Origin of the sequence: Dactylosporangium sp. NPDC000521 (assembly GCF_042898305.1) — a bacterium.
Taxonomy (GTDB): domain Bacteria; phylum Actinomycetota; class Actinomycetes; order Mycobacteriales; family Micromonosporaceae; genus Dactylosporangium.
In genome coordinates, this window is sequence record NZ_JBIAYW010000015.1 from 123,306 (window position 1) to 149,258 (window position 25,953).

At 73.1% G+C, this 25,953-nt stretch carries 23 protein-coding genes; 8 read left to right on the plus strand and 15 right to left on the minus strand.

What is annotated here, in order from left to right; translation table 11 throughout:
* The first annotated feature begins 27 nt into the window (after positions 1-27).
* Positions 28-1,569: an AMP-binding protein gene (locus ACFY3L_RS38025; RefSeq protein WP_389335745.1), complete on the plus strand. Its 1,542-nt coding sequence runs from the start codon at positions 28-30 to the stop codon at positions 1,567-1,569.
* Positions 1,562-2,719, plus strand: a complete 1,158-nt coding sequence (locus ACFY3L_RS38030) for a CaiB/BaiF CoA transferase family protein (protein ID WP_389335748.1) — start codon at positions 1,562-1,564, stop codon at positions 2,717-2,719. The genes ACFY3L_RS38025 and ACFY3L_RS38030 overlap by 8 nt, the downstream gene beginning before the upstream one ends.
* Before the next feature lie 72 nt (positions 2,720-2,791).
* Here ACFY3L_RS38030 and ACFY3L_RS38035 read toward each other — a convergent pair whose 3' ends face one another.
* The 5 genes from ACFY3L_RS38035 to ACFY3L_RS38055 all read right to left on the minus strand — a co-directional run bounded on the left by ACFY3L_RS38035 (position 2,792) and on the right by ACFY3L_RS38055 (position 7,318).
* The gene (locus ACFY3L_RS38035; protein WP_389335751.1) at positions 2,792-3,526 is read right to left on the minus strand and encodes an enoyl-CoA hydratase-related protein; all 735 of its coding nucleotides are present in this window, start codon (positions 3,524-3,526) and stop codon (positions 2,792-2,794) included.
* A 171-nt stretch (positions 3,527-3,697) separates the two neighbouring features.
* A complete protein-coding gene (locus tag ACFY3L_RS38040) occupies positions 3,698-4,789 on the minus strand; it encodes an acyl-CoA dehydrogenase family protein (protein ID WP_389335754.1) in 1,092 nt (363 codons plus the stop codon).
* Complete coding sequence (locus tag ACFY3L_RS38045) at positions 4,789-5,934, minus strand: acyl-CoA dehydrogenase family protein (protein WP_389335757.1); 1,146 nt, start codon at positions 5,932-5,934, stop codon at positions 4,789-4,791. Before ACFY3L_RS38045 ends, ACFY3L_RS38040 begins: the two co-directional genes overlap by 1 nt.
* On the minus strand, positions 5,931-6,398 hold the full coding sequence (locus ACFY3L_RS38050; protein ID WP_344502076.1) for a MaoC family dehydratase: 468 nt from the start codon (positions 6,396-6,398) through the stop codon (positions 5,931-5,933). The genes ACFY3L_RS38045 and ACFY3L_RS38050 overlap by 4 nt, the downstream gene beginning before the upstream one ends.
* Positions 6,395-7,318, minus strand: coding sequence for an HpcH/HpaI aldolase/citrate lyase family protein (locus ACFY3L_RS38055; protein ID WP_389335760.1), 924 nt, complete (start codon positions 7,316-7,318; stop codon positions 6,395-6,397). The genes ACFY3L_RS38050 and ACFY3L_RS38055 overlap by 4 nt, the downstream gene beginning before the upstream one ends.
* Before the next feature lie 119 nt (positions 7,319-7,437).
* Between ACFY3L_RS38055 and ACFY3L_RS38060 the strand changes: the two genes are divergently transcribed.
* Together ACFY3L_RS38060 and ACFY3L_RS38065 are read left to right on the plus strand one after the other, a co-directional pair.
* The gene (locus tag ACFY3L_RS38060) at positions 7,438-8,598 is read left to right on the plus strand and encodes an acyl-CoA dehydrogenase family protein (protein ID WP_389336017.1); all 1,161 of its coding nucleotides are present in this window, start codon (positions 7,438-7,440) and stop codon (positions 8,596-8,598) included.
* 10 nt (positions 8,599-8,608) lie between these two features.
* The gene (locus ACFY3L_RS38065; RefSeq protein WP_389335763.1) at positions 8,609-9,457 is read left to right on the plus strand and encodes a sugar phosphate isomerase/epimerase family protein; all 849 of its coding nucleotides are present in this window, start codon (positions 8,609-8,611) and stop codon (positions 9,455-9,457) included.
* Between the two features lie 37 nt (positions 9,458-9,494).
* Here ACFY3L_RS38065 and ACFY3L_RS38070 read toward each other — a convergent pair whose 3' ends face one another.
* The 4 genes from ACFY3L_RS38070 to ACFY3L_RS38085 form a co-directional block, all read right to left on the minus strand.
* On the minus strand, positions 9,495-10,586 hold the full coding sequence (locus ACFY3L_RS38070; RefSeq protein ID WP_389335766.1) for a CaiB/BaiF CoA transferase family protein: 1,092 nt from the start codon (positions 10,584-10,586) through the stop codon (positions 9,495-9,497).
* Positions 10,583-11,380, minus strand: a complete 798-nt coding sequence (locus tag ACFY3L_RS38075) for a MaoC family dehydratase N-terminal domain-containing protein (protein ID WP_389335769.1) — start codon at positions 11,378-11,380, stop codon at positions 10,583-10,585. Before ACFY3L_RS38075 ends, ACFY3L_RS38070 begins: the two co-directional genes overlap by 4 nt.
* A gap of 168 nt (positions 11,381-11,548) precedes the next feature.
* Positions 11,549-13,177 (minus strand): AMP-binding protein, encoded by a 1,629-nt coding sequence (locus ACFY3L_RS38080; protein WP_389335772.1) that lies wholly within the window; start codon positions 13,175-13,177, stop codon positions 11,549-11,551.
* Between the two features lie 41 nt (positions 13,178-13,218).
* Positions 13,219-13,971, minus strand: a complete 753-nt coding sequence (locus ACFY3L_RS38085; RefSeq protein WP_389335775.1) for an SDR family NAD(P)-dependent oxidoreductase — start codon at positions 13,969-13,971, stop codon at positions 13,219-13,221.
* Positions 13,972-14,181: 210 nt separating this feature from the next.
* Between ACFY3L_RS38085 and ACFY3L_RS38090 the strand changes: the two genes are divergently transcribed.
* The 4 genes from ACFY3L_RS38090 to ACFY3L_RS38105 all read left to right on the plus strand — a co-directional run bounded on the left by ACFY3L_RS38090 (position 14,182) and on the right by ACFY3L_RS38105 (position 20,528).
* Positions 14,182-15,366: a CaiB/BaiF CoA transferase family protein gene (locus tag ACFY3L_RS38090; protein ID WP_389335778.1), complete on the plus strand. Its 1,185-nt coding sequence runs from the start codon at positions 14,182-14,184 to the stop codon at positions 15,364-15,366.
* Positions 15,367-15,448: 82 nt separating this feature from the next.
* Entirely contained in the window at positions 15,449-16,441 is a 993-nt protein-coding gene (locus tag ACFY3L_RS38095; RefSeq protein ID WP_389335781.1) for an NADPH:quinone oxidoreductase family protein, read from the plus strand.
* Between the two features lie 26 nt (positions 16,442-16,467).
* Complete coding sequence (locus tag ACFY3L_RS38100; protein ID WP_389335784.1) at positions 16,468-18,570, plus strand: acetate--CoA ligase family protein; 2,103 nt, start codon at positions 16,468-16,470, stop codon at positions 18,568-18,570.
* Complete coding sequence (locus ACFY3L_RS38105; protein WP_389335787.1) at positions 18,567-20,528, plus strand: FAD-dependent oxidoreductase; 1,962 nt, start codon at positions 18,567-18,569, stop codon at positions 20,526-20,528. Before ACFY3L_RS38100 ends, ACFY3L_RS38105 begins: the two co-directional genes overlap by 4 nt.
* A 79-nt stretch (positions 20,529-20,607) precedes the next feature.
* On the opposite strand, the gene ACFY3L_RS38110 is transcribed toward ACFY3L_RS38105, so the two are convergent.
* The 6 genes from ACFY3L_RS38110 to ACFY3L_RS38135 all read right to left on the minus strand — a co-directional run bounded on the left by ACFY3L_RS38110 (position 20,608) and on the right by ACFY3L_RS38135 (position 25,949).
* Positions 20,608-21,441, minus strand: coding sequence for an ABC transporter permease (locus tag ACFY3L_RS38110; RefSeq protein WP_389335790.1), 834 nt, complete (start codon positions 21,439-21,441; stop codon positions 20,608-20,610).
* Positions 21,438-22,241 (minus strand): ABC transporter ATP-binding protein, encoded by an 804-nt coding sequence (locus tag ACFY3L_RS38115; RefSeq protein ID WP_389335793.1) that lies wholly within the window; start codon positions 22,239-22,241, stop codon positions 21,438-21,440. Before ACFY3L_RS38115 ends, ACFY3L_RS38110 begins: the two co-directional genes overlap by 4 nt.
* Positions 22,241-23,314 carry an ABC transporter substrate-binding protein gene (locus tag ACFY3L_RS38120; protein WP_389335796.1) on the minus strand — a complete coding sequence of 358 codons (1,074 nt, stop codon included), beginning with the start codon at positions 23,312-23,314 and terminating at the stop codon, positions 22,241-22,243. The genes ACFY3L_RS38115 and ACFY3L_RS38120 overlap by 1 nt, the downstream gene beginning before the upstream one ends.
* A gap of 259 nt (positions 23,315-23,573) precedes the next feature.
* Positions 23,574-24,335 carry an enoyl-CoA hydratase/isomerase family protein gene (locus tag ACFY3L_RS38125; RefSeq protein ID WP_389335799.1) on the minus strand — a complete coding sequence of 254 codons (762 nt, stop codon included), beginning with the start codon at positions 24,333-24,335 and terminating at the stop codon, positions 23,574-23,576.
* A 20-nt stretch (positions 24,336-24,355) separates the two neighbouring features.
* The gene (locus ACFY3L_RS38130; protein ID WP_389335802.1) at positions 24,356-25,183 is read right to left on the minus strand and encodes a crotonase/enoyl-CoA hydratase family protein; all 828 of its coding nucleotides are present in this window, start codon (positions 25,181-25,183) and stop codon (positions 24,356-24,358) included.
* 1 nt (position 25,184) lies between these two features.
* A complete protein-coding gene (locus ACFY3L_RS38135) occupies positions 25,185-25,949 on the minus strand; it encodes an SDR family NAD(P)-dependent oxidoreductase (protein ID WP_389335805.1) in 765 nt (254 codons plus the stop codon).
* Positions 25,950-25,953: the final 4 nt, after the last annotated feature.

Genomic DNA, 25,953 nt, shown 5'->3' on the forward strand with positions numbered 1-25,953 from the left:
GCGCCGGAGCGAAGCGGAGGTGACGGCGTGAGCGGTCTTGTGTCGCCGCGCTACCTCGGCCGCGGCGTGCGGTGGCTGGTCGAGACGTGGGCGGAGCGGACGCCCGACCGGGCCTTCCTCACCTGGGCGCCGTTCGACGGCGAGGCACAGCGGTGGACGCGCCGGCAGTTCGCCCACGACGTCGACCGGGTCGCCGGCGCCCTGGCCGCCGCTGGGCTGCGCCCGGGCGGGCGGCTCGCGCTCGTGGTGCCCAACTCCCCCGCCTTCCTGATCACCTGGTGCGCCGTCACCTCCCTCGGCGCGGTCGCGGTCTGCCTCAACCCGAAGTCGACCCGCGACGAGCTGGCGTACGCACTGGGCCACAGCCGCTCCACGTTCGCCCTCACCACGGCCGACCGGGCCGATGACGTCGCCGCCGCCGGTCCCCGCGTGATCGTCGACGGCGACCCGGGCCCGGACGGCTTCGCGGCGCTGCTGGCGGCCGACCGGGCCGCGCCGGCGGTGCGGACGGGCTGGTCCGACCCGGCCAGCGTGCAGTACACGTCGGGCACCACCGCCCGGCCCAAGGGCGTGGTCTGGTCCCAGGCCAACTGCCTGTGGGGCGGCCAGGTCGGCACGGCCCACCAGCTGCTGTCACCGGGCGACGTCAACCTGGTGCACCTGCCGCTGTTCCACACCAACGCGCTGTCGTACTCGTTCCTGTCGTCGCTGTGGTCGGGCGGTTCGGTGGTGCTGCAGCCCCGGTTCTCCGCGAGCCGGTTCTGGCCGGTCGCGGTCGAGCATGAGGTGACCTGGACGTCGGTGGTGAGCTTCTGCCTGCGGGCGCTGCGGACGCACGAGGTGCCCGAGCGCCACCGCTTCCGGGGCTGGGCCAACAGCTCCGTCGTCGACGCCGGCCCCGCCACCGGCGGTGTCCCCGTCATGGGCTGGTTCGGCATGACGGAGACGGTCACGCACCCCGTGGTCAGCGACCCGCACCACCCCGTCGCCGCCGGGTCGATGGGCCGGGTGGCGCCCGAGTACGACGTCGCCGTGGTGGCCGAGGACGGCTCGCGGGTACCCGCCGCCACCGCCGCCTCCGGCGAGCTGCTGGTGCGCGGTGTGCCGGGCGTCTCCCTCTTCGCCGGCTACCTCGACGCGCCAGAGCTGACCGCGGCGGCCTTCGACGCCGACGGCTGGTTCCACACCGGCGACCGGGTCCGGGTGGCCGAGGACGGCGCCATGTGGTTCCTCGAGCGGGACTCCGACGTGCTCAAGGTCGGCGGCGAGAACATCGGCGCCCCCGAGGTCGAGCGGGTGCTGCTCGGCGTCCCCGGCGTGAGCGAGGCGGCGGTGGTGAGCCGGCCCGACCAGATGCTCGGCGAGGTTCCGGTCGCCTTCGTCACCGCCCGCCCCGGCGAGGAGGTGTCGGTCGCCGCCGCCGCCCATCGCTGCGAGGAGCTGCTCACCCCGTACAAACGCCCCCGCGAGATCCGCGTCGTGGCGGAGCTGCCCCGGTCCACATTGGACAAGGTGGCCAAGGCGGCGCTCCGCCGCCAGTTGCTGGCCGAGGCGGGCACCGATGAGTAGCGGACCCCTGGCCGGCGTCCGGGTGGTCGAGCTGGCCGGCATCGGGCCCGGGCCGTTCGCCGTCATGCTGCTCGCCGACATGGGCGCCACCGTCGTCCGCGTCGACCGGCCCGGTGGGCCCAGCGCCGACTACACCCCCAACCCGGTGATCGAGCGGGGACGCCAGTCGATCGCGGTCGACCTCAAGACCGACGCCGGCCTCGCGGTCCTGCTCGACCTGGTCGCGGCGGCCGACGTCCTGGTCGAGAGCTACCGCCCGGGGGTGGCCGAGCGCCTCCGCTTCGGCCCCGACGTCTGCCACGCGCGCAACCCGGCCCTCGTCTACGGCCGGCTCTCGGCCTGGGGCCAGAGCGGGCCGCTGGCCCAGGTCGCCGGCCACGACATCAACTACATCGGCATGTCCGGCGCGCTGCACAGCATCGGACGGGCCGGCGAGCCACCCGTCCCGCCGCTCAACCTGATCGGCGACTTCGGCGGCGGGGCCGCGTCGCTCGCGTTCGGGATCGTCTGCGCGCTGTGGGAGGCGCGGAGCTCGGGGCGCGGTCAGGTCGTGGACGCCAACGTCCTGGAGTCCACCGCCGGCCTGATGGGCCTCGTCCACGGGCTGCGGGCCCAGGGACGCTGGTCCGTCGAGCGGGGCTCGAACCTGCTCGACGGGGGCTGCCCCTACTACGACGTCTACACCTGCGCCGACGGCCGGTGGATCGCCTTCGGCGCCATCGAGGAGCGGTTCTTCCGGAACGCGCTCGCGGTCCTCGGCGGCGGCGAGGACGACGAGCTGACCGGTGCGCACAAGGATCGTGCCCGGTGGCCGGGGCTCCGGGCCTTTCTCACGGGTGCGTTCAGGTCCCGGACGAGAGACGAATGGGTCCGGGCGTTCGAGGGCGTCGACGCGTGTGTCTCGCCGGTGCTGGATCTCGACGAGGCCCGGCTCCATCCGCAGAGCGCCGCCCGGACGTCGTACGTCCCGATCCCTGACAGCGAGTTCTACCAGCCGAGTGTGGCACCGCGCTTCTCCAGGAGCAGCACGCCGGTCCCGCCGCGCGGGTCGAGTCCGGGCGCCGACACCAGGGACGTGCTGACGGGCCTCGGCTATCCGCCGTCGAAGATCGACCAGCTGCTGGCTGACGGCGCCATAGCCGAACGGTGAGCGCAGAAAACCCGATGCCCCGTGCAGCATGCGCCGCACGGGGCATCGACGTTCAACCCGTCCGCCGCCCGGTCATCGGTGCCGGCGGCGCAAGGACCACATCTGCGCGGGGCGTTCGAGCTCGACGGCGACGTCCCACGGCACGCCGCCCTGGGCCGTCTCGCGGCGGAAGTTCGCGACCATGCGCCTGGCCAGCTCGGGGTCCCGGGCCGCGCGCCGGGCCATGGCCAGGGCCTGCTCCTCGACCTCGCCGTCGTCGTACGCCGCCCAGGCGAGCCCGAGCGCGACCGCGCGCTCGCCGTCGACCTCGTCGCCGAAGAGGCCGAGCGCGGACGCCGCCTCGCGGCCGGCCACGCGGGCGAGGAGCGTGTAGTGGCCGCCGCCGGGATGGATGCCGATCTGGGCGAAGCCCGGCAGGAACCGGGCGGTGCGGGAGACGATGCGCAGGTCGGTCGCCAGCGCCAGGTTGAGGCCGGCGCCGACGGCCGCACCCCGCACGGCGGCGACGGTCGGCACGCCGACGGAGCCGACGGTCGTGAACGCCCGGTAGACCGTCTCCAGGTTGCGGTAGGCGCCGTCCTCCGCCGGGTCCCGGCCCGCGTCGGCGAGCACGTCGCGGACCGCGCCGGCGCAGAAGTGGGCGCCGCCGGTGACCACGATCGCGCCCACGGACGGGTCGGCCTCGGCGGTGAGCGCCGCGTCGGTCAGCTCCCGCGACATCTCGACCGACAGGGCGTTACGCCGGTCGGGAGCGTCCAGGGTGATGCGTGCGACGCCGTCGCCGACCTCATAGCGAACCTCGCTCATACCGCCACCTCCGCTGCGCTCCGGCGTCGGCCTGAGCCAACCTGCACCCACGATGAGCGGCCCGAGCCGCTCCGCTGGCCGCTCATACCGCCACCTCCGCTGCGCTCCGGCGTCGGCCTGAGCCAGACCTGCGACCCCGATTCGCAGCTCCTCCGCTGCGCTCCGGACTGCTCATGCGCGAACCTCCTCGGGTACCTGGCCGGAACGGCCCGTGGTGATCAGTGTCCACAGCCCGTCGTGGCCGGCGGATGCCGCCAGCCGGGTGATGGTCTCGTCCCATTGGTGCACGGATCCGAACTCGCCGCGCCGGACGAGGATCGGCCGGGTCAGGGTGTGCAGCTCGTGCTCCAGGGTGGTGCCGATGGCGCCGACGACCTGGTGCGCCCCGCGGACGACGACGGAGGAGGCGTGGCCCGCACAGGACTTGGCCACGCCGACCGCGAAGAGTGTCCCGGGGTCCTGCCAGTCCGACGCCGCCGCACGGGCGACCGCGGCGTCCGTCGCGGCCCGGGCCAGCGCGGTCTCCGCGGCGATGTCCGCCACGAGATGCTGCACGGCCTGGAACCTGCCGATCGGGCGGCCGAACTGCAGCCGCTCGTTGGCGTGGGTCAGCACCACCTCCAGGACCCGTTCCATCGCGCCGGCGACCTGAGCGGTGCGGGCCAGCGCGCCGCGCAGGTGGAACTGCTCGACGACCGACGGCGGCACCTCGACGCCGGCCGCGAGGTCGGCGCGGTCGAACCGCACCGTGTCGGACGGCTCGCCCGCGAGGTTGCGGTGCCCGTCGACGGCGAGCCGTGCGGCGGGCACGTCGGCGACCAGCCACCGGTCACGGTCGTCCCGCCAGAGGGCCACCACGGCGTCCGCGCAGCGCGCCCACGGCACGTCGGTGGCGGCACCCCCGGGATCGGGCCGGCACACCGTGCGCAACGCGCCGTCGTGGGGCAGCCCGGCGGTGTCGAGCAGCCACGCGCCGAGCACGTCATGCTCGGCGAGCGGCACCGGCGCGGCAGCGGCCGCGGCGACCGACAGCAGGGCGGCGGCCTCGGCCCAGCTCGCACCGCTGCCGCCGCTCGCCTCGGGGGCCGACAGCCGCGTCAGTCCGAGGTCGTCGAGCTGCCGCCACAGGTCGCGGTCCATCTCGACGTCCGCCTGCCGGGGTGACCGTTCCTTGCGGTACCTGTCGAAGATGTCGTTGAACAGGGCCACGACGTCCGGGTCCGCGAACACCGGCGTCACGAGCCCGGTCGGTTGATCGGTCATCAGCGCAGCCCCAATCCTCGCGCGATCACACCGCGCAGCACCTCGTTCGTGCCGCCCCGCAGGGTGAAGCCGGGCCGTTGCAGCACCGCCGAGCGCAGCAGCCGGGCCAGTTCCTCGTCGCCGGGCGTCCGGCCGGCCCCGATGAGCATGTCGACGTAGTCGGCGATGTCGCCCTCCCCTGCCGTGCCGAGCACCTTGACCAGCGCGGCGGCGGTGTCGGCGTCGGCGTGCTCCTCCAGCGCGGTCGACACGGCGAACGACATCTGGTGCAGCACGGCCGTCCGGGCGACGTGCCGGCCCAGACCGGCGTCGCGCGGCAGCCGGCCGCCGGCCATCGCCGCGGCGGTCGCCGCGAGCAGCTGGTACGTCGACAGGAAGCGCTCGGGCCCGCTGCGCTCGAAGCCGAGCTCGGAGGTCACCTGCCGCCATCCGTCGCCGATCGTCCCGAGCACCCGGTCGTCGGGCACGAAGACGCCGTCGAGGTGGACCTCGTTGAAGTGGTGCTCGCCGCCCATCGAGACGATCGGCCGGATGTGCACCTCGGGCGCGTGCAGGTCGACGATGAACTGGGACAGGCCGTCGTGGCGGTGCGCCGGGTCCAGCGGCGCCGAGCGGGCCAGGGCGAAGAACGCGTCGGCGTGGTGGGCCCCGCTGGTCCACACCTTCGTGCCGGTGACCCGCCACCCGCCGGCGACCCGCTCCGCGCGGGTCCGCACGCTGGCGAGGTCGGAGCCGGAGTCCGGCTCGCTCATCCCGATGCCGAAGAAGATCTCGCCCCGGCTGATGCCGGGGAGGAAGGCGTGTTTCTGCTCTTCGCTGCCGTACTTCAGCAGCGACGGGCCGATCTGCCGGTCGGCGATCCAGTGCGCGGCGACCGGGGCGCCCGCGGCGAGCAGCTCCTCGGTGACGACGAACCGTTCGAGGAAGGTGCGGCCCTGTCCGCCGTACTCCTTGGGGACGACCATGCCCAGCCAGCCGCGGTCGGCGAGCCGGCGGGTGAACTCGACGTCCCAGCTGCCGACCCACGTGTCGACGTGCGGCACGAACGCCCCGGCGGCGATCTGCTCGGCGAGGAACCGCCGGACCTCGGCGCGCAGCTCGGTGAGAGCCGGCCCTTCGATGCCGGCGGCGGGGACGAGCCTCATCCTTCGGCCGGTGGGCGGCGCATGATCATGCCTGTGCGCTTGCAGAGGCAGACCACCTCGTCGCGCTGGTTGTAGCCGCGGTGCTCGAACCACACGATGCCGCGGGTCGGGTCGCTCTTCGACTCGCGCTTGTCGAGGATCGTCGTCTCGGCGCGCAGGGTGTCGCCGTGGAAGACCGGGTTCGGGAACTCGATGAGGGTGTACCCGAGGTTGCCCAGCGACGTGCCGAAGACCAGGCCCGGCACGGTCATGCCGCCGATGAGCCCGACCGTGTACAGGCTGTTGACCAGGCGCTGGCCGTACGGCAGCGTCTTGGTGTATTCGGCGTCGAGGTGCAGCGGTGCGACGTTCATCGTCAACGACGTGAAGAGCACGTTGTCCATCTCGGTGACCGTGCGGGTGAGCTCGTGCTTGAACTCGGCACCGATCTCCATCTCCTCGAAGTACAGACCCTTGAGCGTCATGCGTGCTGCCCCTCTCCCTCGGCGGCCGATGCCGCGTCGAACTCCGTGATCTGCTCGGCGCGCGCCAGCCACTCGGTCGCCTTGTCGACGTGCGCCTTGTCGATGTGGCGGCCGCGGTAGACGACCGCACCGCTGCCGGCGTCGGCCGCCGCCTGGTACGCCTCGACGAGCCCCCGATAGAAGGCGATGTCCTCGGCCGACGGGCCGAACGCCTCGTTGATGATGCTCACGTGCGACGGGTGGATGGCGATCTGCCCGCGGAAGCCGAGCTGGCGGCCCTGGTCGCAGAAGGCGCGCAGCCCGTCGAGGTCGTGGATGCGTTCCCACAGCCCGGTCATCGCGTGCACCCCGGCGACGCGGCAGGCGAGCAGCACGCGGGAGCGATGGGCGAGCGTCTCCAGCCCTTGCGGGGTCCACTCGAAGCCGATCTCCCGCGCCACGTCGGCGTGCTCGGCGGTCGAGCCGAGGATGATCCCGATCCTCGGGGTCGACGCGGCGATCGCCTCGACGTTCGAGAACGCCTTCGCGGTCTCCATGGGGATCACGAGGCCGACGTCGCGCACGCCGTTGCGCCGCTCGAACCATTCGACGAGCGTGTCGAAGCGCAGCGCGTCGGCGGCGTCCTCGATCTTCGGCGCGAAGATCCCGTCGACGCCGGGCACCATCACCGCTTCGAGGTCGAATCCGGTCATCCCGGTCGGCAGGCCGTTGACCCGCACGAGGACGCCGACGTTCGGCTTGAGCCGCTTGGCGCGGCCGACCGACTCGGCGACGACGGCTCGCGCCGCCTCCTTCTCCCCCGCCGGGACGGCGTCCTCCAGGTCCAGGCAGATCGCGTCGGCACCGGCGCGGATCGCCTTCTCCACCCACGTCGGGCGGTGTCCCGGCAGGAACAGCATTGATCGGTACGGTCGCAGCATCGTTGCCTGGGCTCCCTACATCCTCCAGCGCCCCGGGCGTTCCCAAGGCGTCGACCGGACGGTATGCTACGTATCATAATCATGAATTGCCAAGTTGGGGAGGTCGCCACGTGGTCGACATGTTGAGCGCCGAGGCCGAGCGGGACATCCGCGAGGGCGTCCGGGCTGTCCTGAAGGACTTCCCGGACGAGTACTGGATGCGCAAGGACAGCGACCACGAGTTCGCCTGGGACTTCTACCACGCGATGGCGAAGGCCGGCTGGCTCGGCATCTGCACCCCGGCCGAGTACGGCGGCGGCGGCGCCGGCGTGCAGGAGGCGGCGCTGCTCATCGAGGAGGTCGCCGGCAACGGCGGCGGTCTCAACGCGGCGACGATGGTCCAGGTGGTGCTCTTCGGGCTGGAGCCGGTCGTCAAGTACGGCACCGACGCGCAGCGGCAGCGCTTCCTTCCCGCGGCGGCAGCCGGTGAGCTGCAGGTCTGCTTCGGGGTCACCGAGCCCGACGCCGGCACCGACACGACGAGCATCACGACGTTCGCCAAGAAGGTGGACGGCGGCTACCTGGTGAACGGCCGCAAGATCTTCATCTCCCGCGCGGAACAGGCCGACCGCGTCCTGCTCATCACCCGCACCACACCCAAGAAGGACGTCGAGAAGTCGACCCAGGGCATGACGCTGTTCCTGGCGCCGATGGACCGCGCGCACATCGACGTCCAGCCCATCCCCAAGCTGGGCCGCAACGTCGTGTCCACGAACACGCTCTTCATCGACGACCTGTTCGTGCCCGACGAGGACCGCATCGGCGAGGAGGGCCAGGGCTTCAAGTACCTGCTGGCCGGCCTCAACGCCGAACGCATCATCGTCGCCTCGGTCTGCCTCGGCATCGGCCGCGCCGCGCTGCGCCGCGCGGTGGAGTACACCAAGCAGCGGCAGGTGTTCGGCCGCCCCATCGGGATGAACCAGGGCGTGCAGTTCCCCCTCGCCGACTCGCTCGCCAAGCTCGACGCGGCCGAACTGCTGATCCGCAAGGCCGCCTGGCTCTACGACAACGGGCTGCCGTGCGCCAAGGAGGCGAACGAGGCCAAGTACCTCACGTCGGAGTGGGCCTTCGAGGCCGCCGACCGGGCCATCCAGGTGCACGGCGGATACGGCTACACGAAGGAGTACCACGTCGAGCGCTACTGGCGTGACGTCCGCATCGAGCGGATCGCGCCGATCGCCAACGAGCTCGTGCTCGCCTACCTGGGCGAGAAGGTGCTCGGCCTGCCCAGGTCGTACTGAGGAGGCCAGCATGCTCGGTGACATCTACCTCTGCGCCTCGATGGTGAACGAGGCGTCCTTCGACGAGCGCCTGGCGGCGGCCTCCGCCGCCGGGTATCAGGGCATCGGGCTGCGTCCGGCCCACGTCAAGGAGGACCGCGCCGCGGGCCGCACCGACGCCGACCTGCGGGCCCGGCTGGACGAGCACGGCCTCGAGGTGATCGAGGTCGGCTTCGCGGCCGACTGGTGGGCCGACGGCGAGCAGGGCGCCCGGGCGGTGACGCACGAGCGGGGGCTCTACGAGCTGGCCGAGGCCGTCGGCGCCCGGCACGTCCTGTTCATCACCGGCCCCGCTGACCACCCCGCTGACCAGCCGCTCGAGCTGCTCGCCGAGAAGTTCGCGGCGGTCTGCGACCGGGCCGCCGAGCACGGCCTGAGGGTCGCCCTGGAGTGCCTGCCGTGGACCGGCGTCCCGGACCTCGGCCTCGGGTGGGACCTGGTGCGGCAGGCCGGCCGCGGCAACGGTGGCCTCGTGCTCGACACCTGGCACCTGCGGCGGGGCGGCACCACCGAGGAGATGCTGCGGGCGATCCCGCCCGAGCGGATCCTCACGATCCAGCTCAGCGACGGCCGGCACGAGGTCGTCGGCGGCCACCTCGAGGACACCTTCCAGCGCCGCGAGCTGCCCGGTGAGGGTGAGTTCGACCTCGCCGGCCTGATGCGCCTGGTCGAGTCCCTGGGCGTCACGGCGCCGGTTGGTGCCGAGGTCCTCAGCGACCGGATGCGGGCGATCCCGGTGCCCGAACGCGCCCGGCTCGGCCTCGAAGCCACCCGCGCCGTGCTCGCCGCCGCCCGCGGCGGGGGCGACGTTCCGCGCTGACGCCGCACGGCGATCCGTCGCCGCCGGGACGTCCGTCCTACGGGCGCCAGGCGGCGACGGCGGTGCCGAGGTCGGTGGTCTCCGCGGCCCGGGCGGTGCCCCGCGGCGCGGCGGGGGTGCGGGCGAAGCGGGGCGACGGCGCCGGCTGGACGACACCGTCGACGGTCACGAACGCGTCGCGGGCACGGGCCTGCGGGTGGGCGGCCGCCTCGGCGAAGGACAGGACGGGCGAGACGCAGGCGTCGCGGCCCGCGAAGATCTCGACCCACTCGTCGCGGGTACGGGAGGCGACCCGGCCGGCGATCCGGGCGCGCAGGGACGGCCACGTGGTCCGGTCGTGCTGGTCGCCCTCGGCGCGCAGGCCCAGCCCGTCGAGCAGGGCCGCGAAGAACTGCCCCTCGATCGCGGCCACCGCCAGGTAGCGGTCGTCGGCGCAGCGGTACACGTCGTAGAACGGCGCACCGCCGTCGAGGAGGTTGGACCGGCGCTCGTCGGCCCAGGTGCCGGCGCCGCGCATGGCCCACACCTTCTCGGCGACGACGCCGATGCCGTCGACCATCGCGACGTCGACGACCTGCCCCTGGCCCGACACCGCGCGCTCGACGAGAGCGGCGAGGACGCCGGTGAGCAGGAACATCGACCCGCCGGCGTAGTCGCCGAGCACGGCCAGCGGCACCGGCGGCGCCGCGCCGGGGTCGCCGAGCGCGCCGAGCACGCCGGTCAGGGCCAGGTAGTTGAGGTCGTGACCGGCGGCGTCCGCGAGCGGGCCGGTGCGGCCCCAGCCGGTGATCCGGCCGTAGACGATCCGCGGGTTCGCCGCCGTCACCGGCTGCGGGCCGAGTCCGAGGCGTTCCATGACGCCCGGGCGGAAGCCTTCGAGCACGACGTCGGCGGCGGCCAGCAGCTCCAGGACCGCGTCGCGGTCGCCGGCCGACTTGAGGTCGGCCACGACGTGCGTACGGCCCCGCAGGACCGGGTCGAACACGCCCGCGAGCGGCGACATGGCGCCGCCGGGGCGGTCGACGCGGACGACGTCGGCGCCGAGGTCGGCGAGCATCATCGCGGCGTGCGGGACCGGGCCGAGCGCGGCCATCTCGACGACGCGGACGCCACGCAGCGGCCCGCTCACGACGCGCCCCGCTCGGCGACGACGGTCAGGTGCACCGACCCGTCCGGCCGCGTGACCGTCGCGCCGAGGGTCGGGCCGTCCTCGCTGACCGCGTAGGACAGGACGTCGCCCGGCCAGGCCGTCGACTGGAACCGGATCCGCAGGCGGCGGACGGCGGCCGTCCCGGCCAGCTCGGCGATCCGGTTCGCCGCGACGCCGGCGGCGAGCATCCCGACCGCGAAGGGCCCCGGGTAGCCGGCGGCCCGGGCGAAGCCCGGGTCGTGGTGGATCGGGTTGAAGTCGCCCGACGCGCCCTGGTAGCGGACGAAGTCGGTCAGGGTGAGCGGCGGCTCGTCGCCCGCGGCGGGAGCGGCGACCGGCGCCGCGGCCGCCGGGCCGGCGGTCGACTCCACGGTGATCGTGACCGTCCGCATGTCGGCGACCGGCTCCGCTTCGCCGGTGCGCCAGAACCGGGTCACGAGGTCGGTGAACCGCATCGTCCCGCCGCGCCGCCCCTGCTTCTCGTAAGTCCGCTCGATGAACTGCCGGGCGGTCAGCACGTCGCCGGCGCGCAGCGGCCCGGCGTGGAAGACGTACTCCTGCTCCCCGTGCAGCACGGAGCGGAAGTCGCGCTCCACGCCGTGCCACGCGCTGTGCTCCGGGGCCATCCACAGCTGCGCCGCCGTGAGGAAGGTGAGCGGTGCGAGCGGGTCCTCCGGCCGCAGGTGCTCCGCGCACCGCGACCGGGTCGCCCGGGCGAACTCGTGGACCTTGCCCTCCTCCACCACGAACCGGAACGGGGCACCGGCCGCCACCGTTACCTGACCCGGAAGACCTTCCGCCGGCCGGCTGGGAGAGCCTGACTGACTCGGCATGTCCACCTCCGTTGTGGGCACGGCCCCGGGCGGCTCGACCGCCGCCACCGAGGCCGATCGGTGAGAAGACAAGGGGCCGCCCGGCGGGCGGCCCCTTCGCCCGGTCACTCAGGCGAGATGATCGTAGGTGTCCGGGGTGACCCCGGCCTGGCGCAGCACGTTCTTCTGGACCTTCTCCGACGGGGTGCGTGGCAGCGCGTCCACGACCCGGATGAAGCGCGGCACCGCGAACGCCGGCATCCGGCGTGAGGCGAACTCGTGGATCTCGGCGGGGTCGGCCGCCCCGGTGACGACGACGCAGGCGAGCACCTCGTCCTCGCCGGCCTCGACCGGTGCCGGGACCGCGACCACCGCGCACTCGATCACGTTCGGGTGGGCGAGGATCGCCTGCTCCACCTCGTAGCTGGAGATGTTCTCGCCCCGGCGGCGCAGGGCGTCCTTGTACCGGTCGACGAAGTAGTACCACCCGTCCTCGTCGCGGCGCAGCGCGTCACCCGAGTGGAACCACAGGTTGCGCCACGCCTCGACGGTCTTCTCCGGCATGCCGTAGTAGCCGGAGCTGAGGGTCCACGGATACTTCGACCGCACGACCATCTCGCCGACCTCGCCGACCGGCACCTCCTCGTCGGTCTCCGGGTCGACGAGCTGGACCTCGAACCAGTCCGAGACGAGCAGCCCCGCGGCGCCCGGGGGGCGCTCCACACCGTACGGCGAGAGGATCGGCATCGACGTCTCGGTGAGGCCGAACACCTCCACGAACGCCTCGACGCCGAACCGCTTGCGGAAGCCGTCGAGGATGCTGCTCGCGGTCGGGGCCGCGAAGATGCACCGCAGCGAGTTGTCGGCGTCGTCCGGCCGCTCCGGCTGCTTCCAGACGAAGTCCATCATGACGCCGAGGAAGTTGGTCACCGTCACGCCGCTCTCGCGCACCCAGTCGATCCACCGGCTGGCGCTGAACTTGCGGCGCAGCACGAACCGGGCGCCGGCGACGAGCGCCGGGTAGGCGGCGAGCCACTGCGCGTTGCCGTGGAACAACGGGGTCGTCACCATGTACGCGTCGGCGGCGGTCAGCCTCGTCAGCGCGACGTTCTCGCACGCGTCGAAGTAGAACTGCGAGTGCGGCATCGCGACACCCTTCGACGGGCCCGTGGTGCCCGACGTGAAGAAGATGGCGCCGAGGTCGCGGCCGCGCGGAACGGGGAGCGTGACGTCGCGGCGCACCAGGAGGTCGTCGAAGGGGTCCGCCTGCCAGCCGGCGCCGCGCAGGGTGGCCAGCGCCTCGTCCAGGTGGCCGTTGTCGATGACCCAGTAGCGCCTGATGCCCGCACAGGCGTCGGCGACGTCGACGAAGCGCTGCGCGTACACGTCGTCGATGACCGCGCAGCGCGGGTCGCTCGTGCGCACCTGGTGGGCGAGGAAGTCGTACTCGTACGCCGTGTTGACCGGCACCTCGACGAGCCCGCCGACCATCGACCCGAACCAGGTGAAGACCAGCTGGGAGGAGTTGCCCGCCTGGATGAGCACCCGGTCACCGACGACGAGCCCCGCGTCGAGCATCGTCGAGGCGACACTCTCGCTGATGTCGAGCACTTCGGCGTACGTCCAGGTGCGTCCTTCCTCGGGTGCGTCGAGGTAGACGGCGTCCGGGCGTTCGGCGGCCTGGCCGCGCAACACGTTGGCGAGCGTCCAGTCGCCCGGGTCCTTGATCGGGATCGTCAGGTCGTTGTAGGTGAGCACGCGTCCTCCCTCGTGCGGTTGGGGTGTGGAGGGCCAGGGGGCTACGGCTGGCCGCCGTCGACGGCCAGCAGTGCGCCGGTGGTGTAGCTGGCAGCGTCGGAGGCGAGGTACAGGGCCGCGCCGACGATCTCGTGCGGCTCCCCGCCCCGCTTCGCGGCGAACGTCTCCGCCCGCCGCGCGAAGGCCTCCATGTCCCACGACCGGCTGATGTCGGTGAGGAACGTGCCGGCGACGATCGCGTTGACCCGCACCGTCGGGCCGAAGGTGTGCGCGAACCCGGCGGTCAGCGCGTTCAGTGCAGCCTTCGCGGCGGCGTACGGCAGCACCCCGGGCCGGGGACGGGTGGCGGCCGCGCTGGAGATGTTGATGACGCTGCCGCCGCGACCGGCGGCCATCCGGGTGCCGACCAGCGCGGTGAGCCGGAACGGGCCCTTGAGGTTGACGTCGAGGACCTTGTCCATCAGCGCCTCGGTGACGTTCTCGACGCCGTCGTAGAGCGGCGACATGCCGGCGTTGTTCACCAGCACGTCGACCTGGCCGAACTCCTCGTAGACCCGGTCGACGAACGGCGCCAGGTCGTCCCACCGGCCGACGTGCACCCCGAGCCCGAGAGCCCGGCGGCCGGTCCGCGCGGAGACGTCCGCCGCGTAGTCGGCACACGCCTGGGCGTCGCGGCTGGCGATGACGACGTCTGCGCCGGCGGCGGCGAACGCCTCGACCATCGCCCGCCCAAGGCCGCGGCTGCCGCCCGTGACGACCACGACCCGCCCGGTGAAATCGAACTGCTGGTGCATGAACCATCCTCCGTCAGCGCGACACGTATCCGCCGTCGACGGACAGGACGTGACCGGTGGCGAACGCGGCCGCGTCCCGCATGCCCGGCGTCGCCGTCGCGCGTGCTCCTTCGACCTCGCCGGGGCTCGCCCCCGATCCGATCTATGTATATCATGCGCCTAGTAATTCAGTGAAGGAGCGTGGTCAGGTTGACAGGACCCCTGGCAGGAGTGACGGTTGTCGAGCTCGGGTCGATGTACGCGGCACCCACCGCGGGCCGCATGCTCCGCGACTTCGGCGCCGACGTCATCAAGGTCGAGGACCCGACGGCCGGGGACTTCGCGCGGCAGTGGCAGCCGGCGCACCTCGGCCAGTCGATCGGCTTCGCCCGGCTCAACTCCGGCAAGCGCTCGGTCGGCGTCGACCTGCGCGCGTCCGAGGGGCGCGAGGTCGTCAAGCAGCTGGTCGCGCACGCCGACGTCCTCATCGAGAACTTCCGCCCGGGCCGCATGGAGGCGTGGGGCCTGGGCTTCGCCGCCCTCCGCGAGATCAACCCGCGGCTCGTGATGTGCCGGGTCAGCGGCTACGGGCAGGACGGCCCGAACCGGGAGCGACCCGGCTTCGGCACGGTGGCGGAGGTCATCGCCGGATACGCGTTCCTCAACGGCTGGCCGGAGACCCCGCCCACCGCCCCGCCGTTCGGCTTCGCCGACTCCATCGCCGGCATCTCCGCCGCCTACGGCACGGCGATGGCGCTGTACCGGCGCGGCATCACCGGCGAGGGCTCCGAGGTCGACGTCGCGCTCTACGAACCGCTCATGTTCATCCTCGGCGACGCGGTCCTCAACTACACCGCGTCCGGCGAGATCATGCGGCGGCAGGGCAACTCCTCCGGCGCGGCCTCGCCGCGCGGCATCTACCAGGCGGGCGACGGCGGCTGGTTGGCCATCGCGGCGTCGAACCAGACGATCGCGATGCGCCTGTTCGACGCGATGGGCCGCGCCGACCTCAAGACCGACCCGCGCTACGCGACGAACACCGCGCGGATGGCCAACAACGAGAGCCTGCAGAAGATCGTCACGGCGTGGATCCAGGAGCACGGCCGGGACGAGGTGCTGGAGATCCTCGAACGGCACGAGGTCGTCGCGGCGGCGGTCAACGACGCCAGCGACATCACCGGCGACCCGCACTTCCGCGAGCGCACCCTGCGGCCGCTCACCGGAACGGTCCTCGGCGACGTCGTCGTGCCGGGACCGATCCTGCACATCGACGGCTACGACGGCCCGGCATACACCGGCGTCCCCGGGGTGGGCGAGCACACCCGCGAGGTGCTCCTCGACCGCCTCGGCATGAGCGAGGAGGAGCTGGGGCTGCTGCAGGCCGCGGGCATCGTGTCGGCGCCCGCCGCCGCATGAGCGGCCAGCGCAGCGGCTCGGGCCGCGAACCAGCGTGGCAGGTTGGCTCAGGCCGGCGCCGGAGCGCAGCGGAGGTGGCGGCATGAGCGCCGACGACCACGGCGTGCGCGCCGTCCGGGTGACCCGCCTCGACGGGCCCACGGCCCTCGAGGTCGCCACCGTGCCGGCGCCGGTCCGCCCGGAGGGGCACTACCTCGTCGACGTGCACGCGGTCGGCCTCTCCTTCCCCGACCTGCTGCTCAGCCACGGGCGCTACCAGCTCAAGCCCGACCTGCCGTTCACGCTGGGGATCGACTTCGCCGGCGTGGTGCGCGAGGCCCCGCCCGGCGCCGGGGTCGCCCCCGGCGGCCGGGTCGCCGGCTGGCTGCCCGTCGGCGCCGCCGCCGAGGTTGTCGCGGCGCCGGCGACGCACGTCTTCCCCCTGCCGGACGCCACGTCGTTCGCCGAGGGCGCCTGCCTGCCCCTCAACTACCTCACCGCTCACTACGCGCTCGTCGTGCGCGGCGAGGTCCGGGCCGGGACCCGGGTGCTCGTGCACGGCGCGGCGGGCGGCGTCGGGACGGCGACGGTCCAGGTGGCCAAGTGGCTGGGCGCCGAGGTCATCGCGGCGGTGTCCAGCCCCGGCCGGGCCGGGACGGCCCGCCGCGCCGGCGCCGACCACGTGGTCGAGGCGTCCGACTTCCTGCGCCGGACCCGCGACATCACCGGCGGCGCCGGTGTCGACGTGGTCGTCGACATCGTCGGCGGTGACGAGCTCGCGCTCGACTCGGTGCGCTGCCTGGCCCCGCTCGGGCGGCTGCTCGTGCTCGGCTTCGCGTCCGGCGCCATCGGCGCGCTGCGGCTCAACCGCCTGCTGCTCGCCAACGTGGACGTGCGCGGGGTGTCGTGGGGGGCGTACACCCGCCTGCACCCCGGGTTCCCGGCCGCCCAGTGGGCCGAGCTGACCCCCGCCCTCGCCGACGGCTCCCTGCGCCCGCAGGTGCACGCCACATACCCGCTCGACCAGGCGGCGCAAGCCCTCCTCGACATCGAGGAGCGCCGGGCCGCCGGCAAGGTCGTGCTGCTCACCCGCTGACCACCCTCACCCCCTCGGAGGACGCCGTGACCGGCGATACCGTCGCTACCGCGAGCCGGCCCGCACTCGACCTCGCCGGGCTGCTCGCCCCGCGCTCCATCGCCGTCGTCGGCGCCTCGCCGGGGGTCGACCGGCACCCTGGCCGGGCGATCGCCAACCTGCTCCGCACGGGCTACCCCGGGCGGATCGTCCCGGTGAACCCGAAGTACGAGGAGGTGCTGGGGCTGCCGTGCGTCCCGTCGATCGCCGACGCCGGGCCGGTCGACACCGCGTACGTGCTCGTCGGCGCCGACCGCGTGCTCGACGTCACCCGGCAGTGCGCGGCGGCCGGTGTCGCGCACGTCGTCGTCTGCACCTCCGGCTTCGCCGAGGAGGGTGCGGCCGGCCGGGAGGCGCAGGCCGAGCTGAGCCGGATCGCCCGGTCGACCGGCACCCGGGTCGTCGGCCCGAACTGCATCGGCGTGCTCAGCCCCGTCGACGGCGTCATCGCGACGCCGACCCTCAACATCGCCCCGCACCTGCTCCCGGGCTCGGTGACCGTGGTCAGCCAGAGCGGCGGGATGGGCGTCAACGTCGTCAACCTCGCCACGGCCCGGGGTCTCGGGACCCGCGCCCTGATCAGTGTCGGCAACGAGTGCGACGTCGACGTCGCCGACCTCGTCGCGGCGCTGGCCGGAGACCCGCACACCTCGGTGATCGCGCTCTTCCTCGAACAGGTGCGGCGGGCGGACGCGTTCGTCGCCGCCGTCCGCGCCGCCCGCGACGCCGGCAAGCACCTCGTGGCCCTCAAGGTCGGCGCGAGCGAGGCGGCGGCGCGGTCGTCGCTCGGGCACACCGGCGCGATGACCGGCTCGCACGACGTCTTCCGGACCGTCATGGCCGAGGAGGACGTCCACGTCGCCGACTCGCTTGAAGCGCTCGTCGACGTCGCCGACCTGCTGTCACGCGGCGTGCTCCCGCACGGCGACCGCCTGCTCGTCGTGTCCCCCTCCGGCGGTGAGTGCAGCTACGCCGCCGACCGGGCGGAGGCGGCCGGGCTGTCGGTGCCACCGCTGGACGCCGACTGCTTCGAACGGCTGCGCCGGCTCATGCGCTTCGGCACACCCGGCAACCCCCTCGACCTCACCGGCGCGGTCATCGGCGATCCGGCGCTGCTGCGGCGGATGCTCGACGAGGCGACCGCCGGCGACGCGTTCGACGCGGTCCTCGTCGCGCTGCCCACCTGGAGCGCGCACGACGCCGAGCGGCTGCTGCCGGTGATCCTCGACGCGGCGGCGGAGACCCGCGTGCCGACCGTCGTGTCGAGCTGGTCGGCGGGTGCGATGACGTCCACCGTCGAACAGCTGCTGCGGGAGTCGCCGGTGCCGTCGTTCACCGACACGGACGCCGCCCTGCGCGCCCTCGGCGTCGTCGCGCGCCCGCGCCGGCCCCGCCGTCCCGCGCCGCCGCCGGCCGTCACCGCACCGCCGCAGGCCTGGGCGGGGCGCGCGCCGACGGAGGACGCCGCCAAACGCTTCCTCGCCGAGCGCGGCGTCGCCGTCGCGCGCGAGGTGCTCGTCGCACCGGGCGGCGACGTGCTCGGCGCGGCCGCCGGCCTGCGCCGGCCGCTCGTCGCGAAGCAGCTCTGCGTCGGGATCGAGCACAAGAGCGACCTCGGACTCGTGGCCGTCGGCCTGCGCACCGACGACGAGGTGCGCGCGGCGGTCGAGGGCTTCGCCCGGGCCGTCGCGACGCACGACCTCCAGCCGCACGGCATCCTGCTCGCCGAGCAGGCGACCGGGGCGGAGGTCATCGTCGGCGGGGTACGCGACCCCGGCTTCGGCCCGATGGTGCTCGTCGGGGCTGGCGGGGTGCTCACCGAGGTGTTCAGCGACCGGGTGCTGGCCCGCTGCCCGGTGACCGCCGACGAGGCGCGCGCCATGCTGCGCGGGCTGCGGATCTGGCCGGTGCTCGACGGCTACCGCGGCGCCCGGCACGACGTCGCCGGCCTCGCCGAGCTGATCTCCCGCGTGTCCCACCTGCTCGCCGGCAGCGACTGGATCGCCGCCCTCGACCTCAACCCCGTCATCGTCGGCGCCACCGGCGCCGTCGCCGTCGACGCCGCCGTGCACGTACGGGAGGACCGATGAACCTGTTCACACCGATCCGCATCGGCGCGCTCACCGCGCGGAGCCGGGTCGTCATGCCGCCGCACTCCTCGGCGATCGGGAACCTCTGGGGCACCGAGGCGGAGGCCGAGCAGGCGATCGCATACCTCGCCGAGCGGGCGCGGGCAGGCATCGCCTGGTCGACGATCCCGGGACGGATCAGCAACGTCCTCGCACCCGGGTTCGAGCCGTCCGGCATCAGCGCCGTCGTGCACGGGGCGTTCCGCGGCGCGAACTACGTCGAGCGGGTGCGCCGGTACAGTGCGGCGATGCACGAGGCGGGCGCGCTGGCCGCCACGCAACTGACGATGAACGGCGGCTACCCGCACGCCCCTTCGGACCGGTTCGCGACGCCGGTGAACTTCCTCGCCCCGCACGCGATCACGGCGGACGAGCTCGCGATGCTGCTGGACGAGTACGAGTTCTCGGCCGGGACCGCCCGGCAGGCCGGCATCGACGTGCTCGAACTGCACATGAACCACGAGGACCTGACCCAGCAGTTCCTGTCGCCCAGCACCAACGACCGCACGGACCGGTACGGCGGATCCCTGGAGAACCGCATGCGCCTGCCGATCGAGGTGCTGCGGCGCGCCCGCGCCGCGTTCGGCCGCGACGGCGCGCTCGGCGTGCGGATGAACCTGGCGGTGCCCGGGTCGTACGAGCTGGACGAGGGTGTCGAGATCGCGCGCCGCATCGAGGCGACCGGCCTCGTCGACTACTTCCACATGGTGTACGGCTCGACCTGGGGCAACCCGAGCTACATCCAGCCCCACTTCCACGACCCCGGCACCTGGTCGGGGCTCGCCCGGCGGTACAGGGAGACGCTGTCGGTGCCGGTCGTCTACACGGGGCTGGTCAACAGCCCCCGACTGGCCGACGAGATCGTCGCGCGGGGCGACGCCGACCTCGTCGGGATGGCACGGGCCCACGTCGCCGACCCGCACCTGCTGGTCAAGGCGCGGGCCGGCGAGCACCGGTCGATCCGCCCGTGCGTCGGCGGCAACGACTGCATCAACCGGCGCTACGTCGACGGCCTGCCGTTCGGCTGCGCCGTCAACCCGCACGCCGCCCGCGAGGTCGACGGTCCGTGGCCGGGCACCGCGCGCGTCGACCGGCCGGTGCTCGTCGTCGGCGGCGGACCGGCCGGGATGGAGCTGGCCGCCCTCGCCGCCGAGGCCGGCGCCGCGGTGACGCTGGTCGAGCGGGCCGACGCGCTCGGCGGGCAGCTGCGCACGGCGGCGCTCGCGCCGTCGTTCGGGCGGCTCGGTGAGTACCTCGACTGGCAGGTGCGCCGGCTCGACTCGCTCGGCGTCGAGGTGCGGCTCGGCACGGACTTCGGCGAGGCGGACCTCGCCGCGGCGGACACCAGGGCGGGCTCCGGGGCGGCCCTGGTCGTGGCCACCGGCGCGCGGGAACGCGTGCCCGACCTGCCGGGCGTGCACCTCCCCCACGTCGTCGGGGGGCGGGCGGCCCTGCACGGCGCACCGGTGGGCCGGCGGGTCGCCGTCGTCGTGCAGGACGACCATCTGGCGCCCCTCGCCGTCGCGGAGGCCCTCGCGCACCGCGGCTGCGAGGTGACCCTGCTCTACTCGACGCACGTGCCCGCCCAGCTCCTCGGCCGCTACATCGTCGGCTCGGTGCTCGGGCGGCTCGACTCGCTCGGCGTCCAGGTGCGGATCATGGAGGAGGTCGTGGCGATCGGGGAGGACGCGGTGCACGTGCGCCACACGTACTCGGGACGCGCCCACGAGCTCACCGGCTTCGACACCGTCGTGCTCGCGTGCGGCGGCACCTCCGACGCGGGCCTGCACGCGCTGGCACGCGAACAGGGCCGGGCCGACGTGCACGTGCTCGGCGACGCCTACGCGCCGCGCCGGCTCGTCTTCGCCACCCGGCAGGCCCTCGTCATCGCCCGGCTGCTCGCCGGCCTGGACCGCTGACGGTCGCGTCCCGGCCGGTACGGCGAGGGCCCCCGAGACGCTCGCGTCTCGGGGGCCCTCGCCGGTTGTCCGCCTCGTGTCACATGGCGCTGTTGTTGTTCTTCCACTCCAGCGGCTTCTTCGTCACCCAGCTCATCAGCCGGTCGATGAGGAAGCCGGCGATGAGCAGCGTGGCCAGCGCGGCGAAGGTGCCTGCGCTGTTGAACATGCCCGCGTTGCGGGCGACGAGGTAGCCCAGCCCGCTGTCACCGGCGAGCATCTCGGCCACCACGACACCCACGACGGCCTGCGGCACGGCGAGCTTGAGCGCCGCGACGACCCAGATGAGGGCCGAGGGGAGCCGGACCCGCAGCATGACGTCGATCTCCGAGCCGCCCATGATGCGCACGGAGTTGACCAGCGACGGCCGCACCTCGCGGATGCCGAAGAAGGTGTTGAAGAAGACGAGGAAGAAGACGATCACGGCCGCCGTGAGCACGCCGAGCCCGCTGCCGATGCCCACCCACATGATGAACAGCGGGATGAGCGCGTGCTTCGGCATCGTGTACAGAGCGGTGATCATCGGCTCGAAGATCTCGGCGAGCGTCTTGGCCTGGCCGAGCACGACACCCACCAGGATGCCGAGCAGGCCACCGCACAGCAGGCCGAGGCCGGCGCTGCGGAAGGTCGCGGCCGCGTTGGTCACCAGGGTGCCGTCGGTCACCCAGCCCCACAGCGTCGGCAGGAATTCGGACGGCCGGCTGATGAGCAGCTCCTGCACGACACGGCCGGACGCCAGCTCCCACGCGACGAGCACGACGGCGATGACGAGCGCCTGGATGCCGAGCACCATCAAGCGGTGCCGCCGCGCCGAGCGTCGCTGCGTCGCCTTGCGCTTCTGGGCCGGTCGGCTCCCGACGAGGGTGTCGGTCATGACCCGTTGCCTCCTCCATCAGCGGTGACCTTCGACCTCGCGTCGAGCAGACCACGGTTGAGCTCCTGCTCGACCCGCGCGAACTCGTCGGTGAACCGCAGCGTGTCGAGGTCGCGCTCGGCCCCGAACGGCAGCCGGTACTCCGCCACGATCCCGCCTGGCGGGCCGCCGCCGACGATCAGCACCCGGTCGGAGATCTTCGCCGCCTCGGTGATGTCGTGCGTGACGAACATGACCGTCTGACCGGCGCGCTTGACGGTCTCGCGCAGTTCGATGTGCATCTGGTGACGCATCTGCGCGTCGAGCGCCGCGAACGGCTCGTCCATCAGCAGCAACTTGGGCTCGTAGATCATGCTGCGGGCCAGCAGCGCGCGGCGGCGCATGCCACCGCTGAGCTGCCCGGGCAGGAGGTTCGCGGCGTGCTTGAGGTCGAGGATCTCCAGGTACCGGCCGACCCGGCTGGCGATCTCGGCCTTGGGCACCTTGCGCATCCGCAGCGGCAGGCCGATGTTCGCCTGCACCGTCTGCCACGGCAGCAGCGTGTCGTCCTGGGTCATGTAGCCGACGTTGCGGTTCACCCCGCTGATCGGCTCCCCCGCGAACCGGACGTGGCCGGCCCGCGGGCGGAGCAGCCCGGCCGCGAGGTTGAGGATCGTCGTCTTGCCGCAGCCGCTCGGCCCGAGCAGCGTGAGGAACTCACCGCGCTCGATGGTGAGGTCGACACCGTGGAGGATGTCGTCGCGCTCACCGAATCCGATGGCGAGGTCCTGCACCTCGAAGATCGTGCCTGGCGCCGACATCAGTTCCCCCGGGCGACGGGCGCCACGAGCTTGTCGTACTTGAGGGCGGCGTAGTCGTTCTCCGACGTCGCGTCGAAGAGCGTGACGAGCGTCTTCCAGTTGACCTCGGTGAAGTTGCTGCCCGCCGGGTAGGCGCTCTTGCACTGCGCCCACATGTTGTCGAAGACCGCCTTGTCCATCTCCTTGAAGATGTTGTTCTTCAGCAGCTCCGCGGCCTTGTCCGGCTGGTCGACGGTCATCTTCTGGCCGTCGTTGAGCGCGTCGTGCACGGCCTTGACGGTGTCGGGGTTCTTCTCGATGTACGACCGCGACGCGTAGGTCACGATGCCCTGGTAGTCCTTCAGCGACGTGACGTCGCCCTTGGGCAGCGACACCCAGGTGACGGCCTTGCCCTGGGCCACGGCCACCTCGCCGCTGCCGACCGCGGCGAAGCTGGCGTCGAACGTGCCCTGGATGAGACCGGCGGGGATGGCGCCGAGGTCGTTGAGCGGCACGAAGCGGACGTCGGTGTCGGGCTTGAGGCCGACCCCCTCGAGGATCGTGCGCAGCACGATGTTGCCGGTCGAGCCGCTGGGGCTCACCGCGATCCGCAGGCCCTTGAGCGCCCGGAGCCGGTTCTCGATCGGCGCGTCGGGGGCGACGCCGGTCTTCTGGGCCGCCTCGTTGCGCATCGTCAGGCTGAACAGCAGCGGCGCCATGCCGGCGATGATCTGCACGTCCGCGCCCTTGGCGATCGCGTCGATCACGGTGTTGGTGCCGCCCACCGCGACGTCGACGTCGCCGGCGAGCAGGGCCGCGACCTGGTTCGTGCTGCCGGCGCCGGCGATGTTCTGGCGGCGCAGGGAGATGCCGTGCGCGTCGCCGAGCTTCCCGTCGATGGCGAGGTTCATCGTCGCGTTGTTGATGCTGGAGGTGATCCCCACGCGGACCGTGGTCGGACCGCCGCCGGTTCCACTTGCCTTCGGGGCCTGGCTGTCGGATCCGCAGGCACCGAGCGTCAACGCGACGGCGAGGGCCGTGGCGACGGCAGCGCCGGTTCGGCCGGCGAGCCGGGGGAGGCGAACGCCGAACATTCGACGCTCCTTTCATCAAGACCAAAAGATTATGGTTACCATAATCATGAATTGGGGTGTGGTCAACATTACAAGGCCACTCGAACAGCTCAACTCGGTAACCGTTCGGACATCTCGGTGAGACGAGCCCGTCGCCCGCGACGTCGCTGGGGTGTGCGTCGCGCCGGGGTCGCCGGCGTACGGGCGGATGCGGCCGTTCCGGGGTACGCGGGGCCGGGTGTCGCCCGGCCCCGCGTGCTCGACCGCCACCGTGCGGCGGTCAGTCGCCGCGGAAGTTCGGCCTGCGCTTCTCCAGGAAGGCGCGAGCGCCTTCCACCATGTCCGGGCTGCCGATGGCCTGGATGAGCATCCCGACGCCGGCGGCCATGTTGTCCTTCGAGGCGTTCCACCAGAGGTTGGAACTGATCTTCGTGATCTCCAGGTAGCGTGGGCTGAGCCGGTGGATCTCGGCGAGCATCGACTCCACCGCCGGCTCCAGCTCGCCGTCGGGCACGACCTCGTTGACGAGGCCGAGCGCGAGGGCCTGCTCGGCCGAGTAGCGGCGGCACAGCATCGCCATCTCCTTGGCCCGCTTCTCGCCGATCTGGACCCCGAGGACGTTCGTCGCCCCGAGCACCGGGGCCGAGCCCACCTTCGGGCCGGTCTGCCCGAACGTCGAGCGCCGCGTGGCGATCGCGAGATCGCAGGCGATGACCAGCTCGTTCCCGCCCCCGGCCGCCGCGCCGTCGACGGCCGCGATGACCGGTCGGGGGCAGTTGCGGATCGCGTCGACGAGCCGGAAGGACGCCGTGAACAGCTCGCGCAGGGCGTCCGGGTCGGGATCGCCCAGGTTGGCCAGCGCGCCCCCGGCGCAGAACGCGCCGCCGGCTCCGGTCAGCACGACGGCGTCGAACCGGGCGGCGCCCTCGACGGCCGCGGTCATCGCCCGGGCCATGTCGAGGTCGTACGCGTTGCGGCGGTCGGGACGGTTGATGGTCACCCACAGGGCGTGACCGCGCTGTTCGACCTCGATGTCAGCCATGTCGTCTCCTTCGGTGCCGCTCACCGGCCGTGCCAGCGTGGGGGCCGCTTCTCCTTGAAGGCGCGGGCGCCTTCCTTCGCGTCCTCCGACGACCGCACCGGCTCGTAGATCTCCGCCTGCCGGGCGAACGCTTCCGAGGAGTGCCAGTCGCGCGACTCGACGATGATCCGCTTCGTCGCCCGGACCGCGAGCGGCCCGTTGGCGGCGACCCGGCGCGCCAGCTCGAGCGCCGCGTCGAGCGCTCCTCCCGGCGGGGTGAGCCGGTTGACGAGCCCGACCTCGGCCGCTCTCTCCGCGGTGAACGTGTCGCCGGTGAGCGTCCACTCCATCGCCAGCTGCAGCGGCACCCGCGACGGCAGCCGGAGCAGGCCGCCGCCGCCCGCGAGCAGCCCTCGCTTCACCTCCGGCAGGCCGAACCGCGCGCCCTCGGCGGCGGTCACCAGGTCGCAGGCGAGCACGATCTCGAACCCGCCCGCGACGGCGAAGCCCTCCACCGCGGCGATGAGCGGCTTGCTGGGCGGGCGCTCGACGAGACCGGCGAAGCCCCGGCCCGGGACCGACGGCCGCTCCCCCGCCAGGAACGCCTGCAGGTCCATGCCGGCGCAGAACGTCCCGCCGGCGCCGGTGATGATCCCGGCGGTGATGCCCGGGTCGGCGTCCAGACGCTCCATGGCGGCGGCGATCTCGCACGCGGTCGCGAGGTTGATGGCGTTACGCACGTGGGGCCGGTTGATGGTGACGACGAGGACGCCGTCGGACACCTCGACGAGCACCGGCGATGGTGGCGGGCACCGTTCGTCCCCGGCGACGGCGGGCTCGGAGACCCGTTCCAGGATGTGGTCGACCATCTCAGCGGGCCTGCATCCGGACGGCACCGTCGAGGCGGATCGTCTCGCCGTTGAGGTACGCGTTGTCGATGATGTGCGCGGCGAGGGCCGCGTACTCGTCGGCCTGCCCGAGCCGGGCCGGGTTGGGGATCGACTTGGCCAGCCCCTGCTTGATCTCGTCGGAGAAGCGGTCGAGGATCGGGGTGTCGAAGATGCCCGGCGCGATCGTGCAGACGCGGATGAGCTTCGTCGCGAGGTCGCGGGCCGCGACGAGGGTCATGCCGACCACGCCCGCCTTGGCGGAGGCGTACGGGATCTGGCCCACCTGGCCCTCCCACGCGGCGACGGACGCGGTGAGCACGCACACCCCGCGCTCGCCGTCGACCGGCTCGTTCGCCGCCATCCGGGCCGACGCGAGTCGCAGCACGTTGAACGTGCCGACGAGGTTGAGGCGGATCAGCGTCTCGTAGAGCTCCAGCGACCCCGGCGAGCCGTCGCGCTCGACGAGGCGCACGGTGCCGCCACGGCCCGCGCAGTGCACCAGCGCCCGCAGTGGGGCGACCCGCTCGGCCGCGTCGAGAGCGGCCGCGACCTGGTCGGGCTCGGTGACGTCGGCGGGCACGAACTGGGCCCGGTCACCCAGCTCCGCGGCCCGCTCGGCGCCGGCCGACGCCGGCAGGTCGAGGATGACGGTGTGCGCCCCCGCGTCGACCAGCCGGCGGACCGTCGCCAGGCCGAGGCCCGAGGCGCCCCCGGTGACCACGGCGCTGTTTCCCTGTATCTGCATCGGG

What these genes read in the sequence shown, in the direction of transcription:
- ACFY3L_RS38030 (WP_389335748.1), top strand. Translation starts at nt 1,562, where the DNA reads ATGAGTAGCGGACCCCTGGCCGGCGTCCGGGTGGTCGAGCTGGCCGGC.
- ACFY3L_RS38035 (WP_389335751.1), bottom strand. Translation starts at nt 3,526, where the DNA reads ATGAGCGAGGTTCGCTATGAGGTCGGCGACGGCGTCGCACGCATCACC.
- ACFY3L_RS38040 (WP_389335754.1), bottom strand. Translation starts at nt 4,789, where the DNA reads ATGACCGATCAACCGACCGGGCTCGTGACGCCGGTGTTCGCGGACCCG.
- ACFY3L_RS38045 (WP_389335757.1), bottom strand. Translation starts at nt 5,934, where the DNA reads ATGAGGCTCGTCCCCGCCGCCGGCATCGAAGGGCCGGCTCTCACCGAG.
- ACFY3L_RS38050 (WP_344502076.1), bottom strand. Translation starts at nt 6,398, where the DNA reads ATGACGCTCAAGGGTCTGTACTTCGAGGAGATGGAGATCGGTGCCGAG.
- ACFY3L_RS38055 (WP_389335760.1), bottom strand. Translation starts at nt 7,318, where the DNA reads ATGCTGCGACCGTACCGATCAATGCTGTTCCTGCCGGGACACCGCCCG.
- ACFY3L_RS38060 (WP_389336017.1), top strand. Translation starts at nt 7,438, where the DNA reads ATGTTGAGCGCCGAGGCCGAGCGGGACATCCGCGAGGGCGTCCGGGCT.
- ACFY3L_RS38065 (WP_389335763.1), top strand. Translation starts at nt 8,609, where the DNA reads ATGCTCGGTGACATCTACCTCTGCGCCTCGATGGTGAACGAGGCGTCC.
- ACFY3L_RS38085 (WP_389335775.1), bottom strand. Translation starts at nt 13,971, where the DNA reads ATGCACCAGCAGTTCGATTTCACCGGGCGGGTCGTGGTCGTCACGGGC.
- ACFY3L_RS38095 (WP_389335781.1), top strand. Translation starts at nt 15,449, where the DNA reads ATGAGCGCCGACGACCACGGCGTGCGCGCCGTCCGGGTGACCCGCCTC.
- ACFY3L_RS38105 (WP_389335787.1), top strand. Translation starts at nt 18,567, where the DNA reads ATGAACCTGTTCACACCGATCCGCATCGGCGCGCTCACCGCGCGGAGC.
- ACFY3L_RS38110 (WP_389335790.1), bottom strand. Translation starts at nt 21,441, where the DNA reads ATGACCGACACCCTCGTCGGGAGCCGACCGGCCCAGAAGCGCAAGGCG.
- ACFY3L_RS38115 (WP_389335793.1), bottom strand. Translation starts at nt 22,241, where the DNA reads ATGTCGGCGCCAGGCACGATCTTCGAGGTGCAGGACCTCGCCATCGGA.
- ACFY3L_RS38120 (WP_389335796.1), bottom strand. Translation starts at nt 23,314, where the DNA reads ATGTTCGGCGTTCGCCTCCCCCGGCTCGCCGGCCGAACCGGCGCTGCC.
- ACFY3L_RS38125 (WP_389335799.1), bottom strand. Translation starts at nt 24,335, where the DNA reads ATGGCTGACATCGAGGTCGAACAGCGCGGTCACGCCCTGTGGGTGACC.
- ACFY3L_RS38130 (WP_389335802.1), bottom strand. Translation starts at nt 25,183, where the DNA reads ATGGTCGACCACATCCTGGAACGGGTCTCCGAGCCCGCCGTCGCCGGG.
- ACFY3L_RS38135 (WP_389335805.1), bottom strand. Translation starts at nt 25,949, where the DNA reads ATGCAGATACAGGGAAACAGCGCCGTGGTCACCGGGGGCGCCTCGGGC.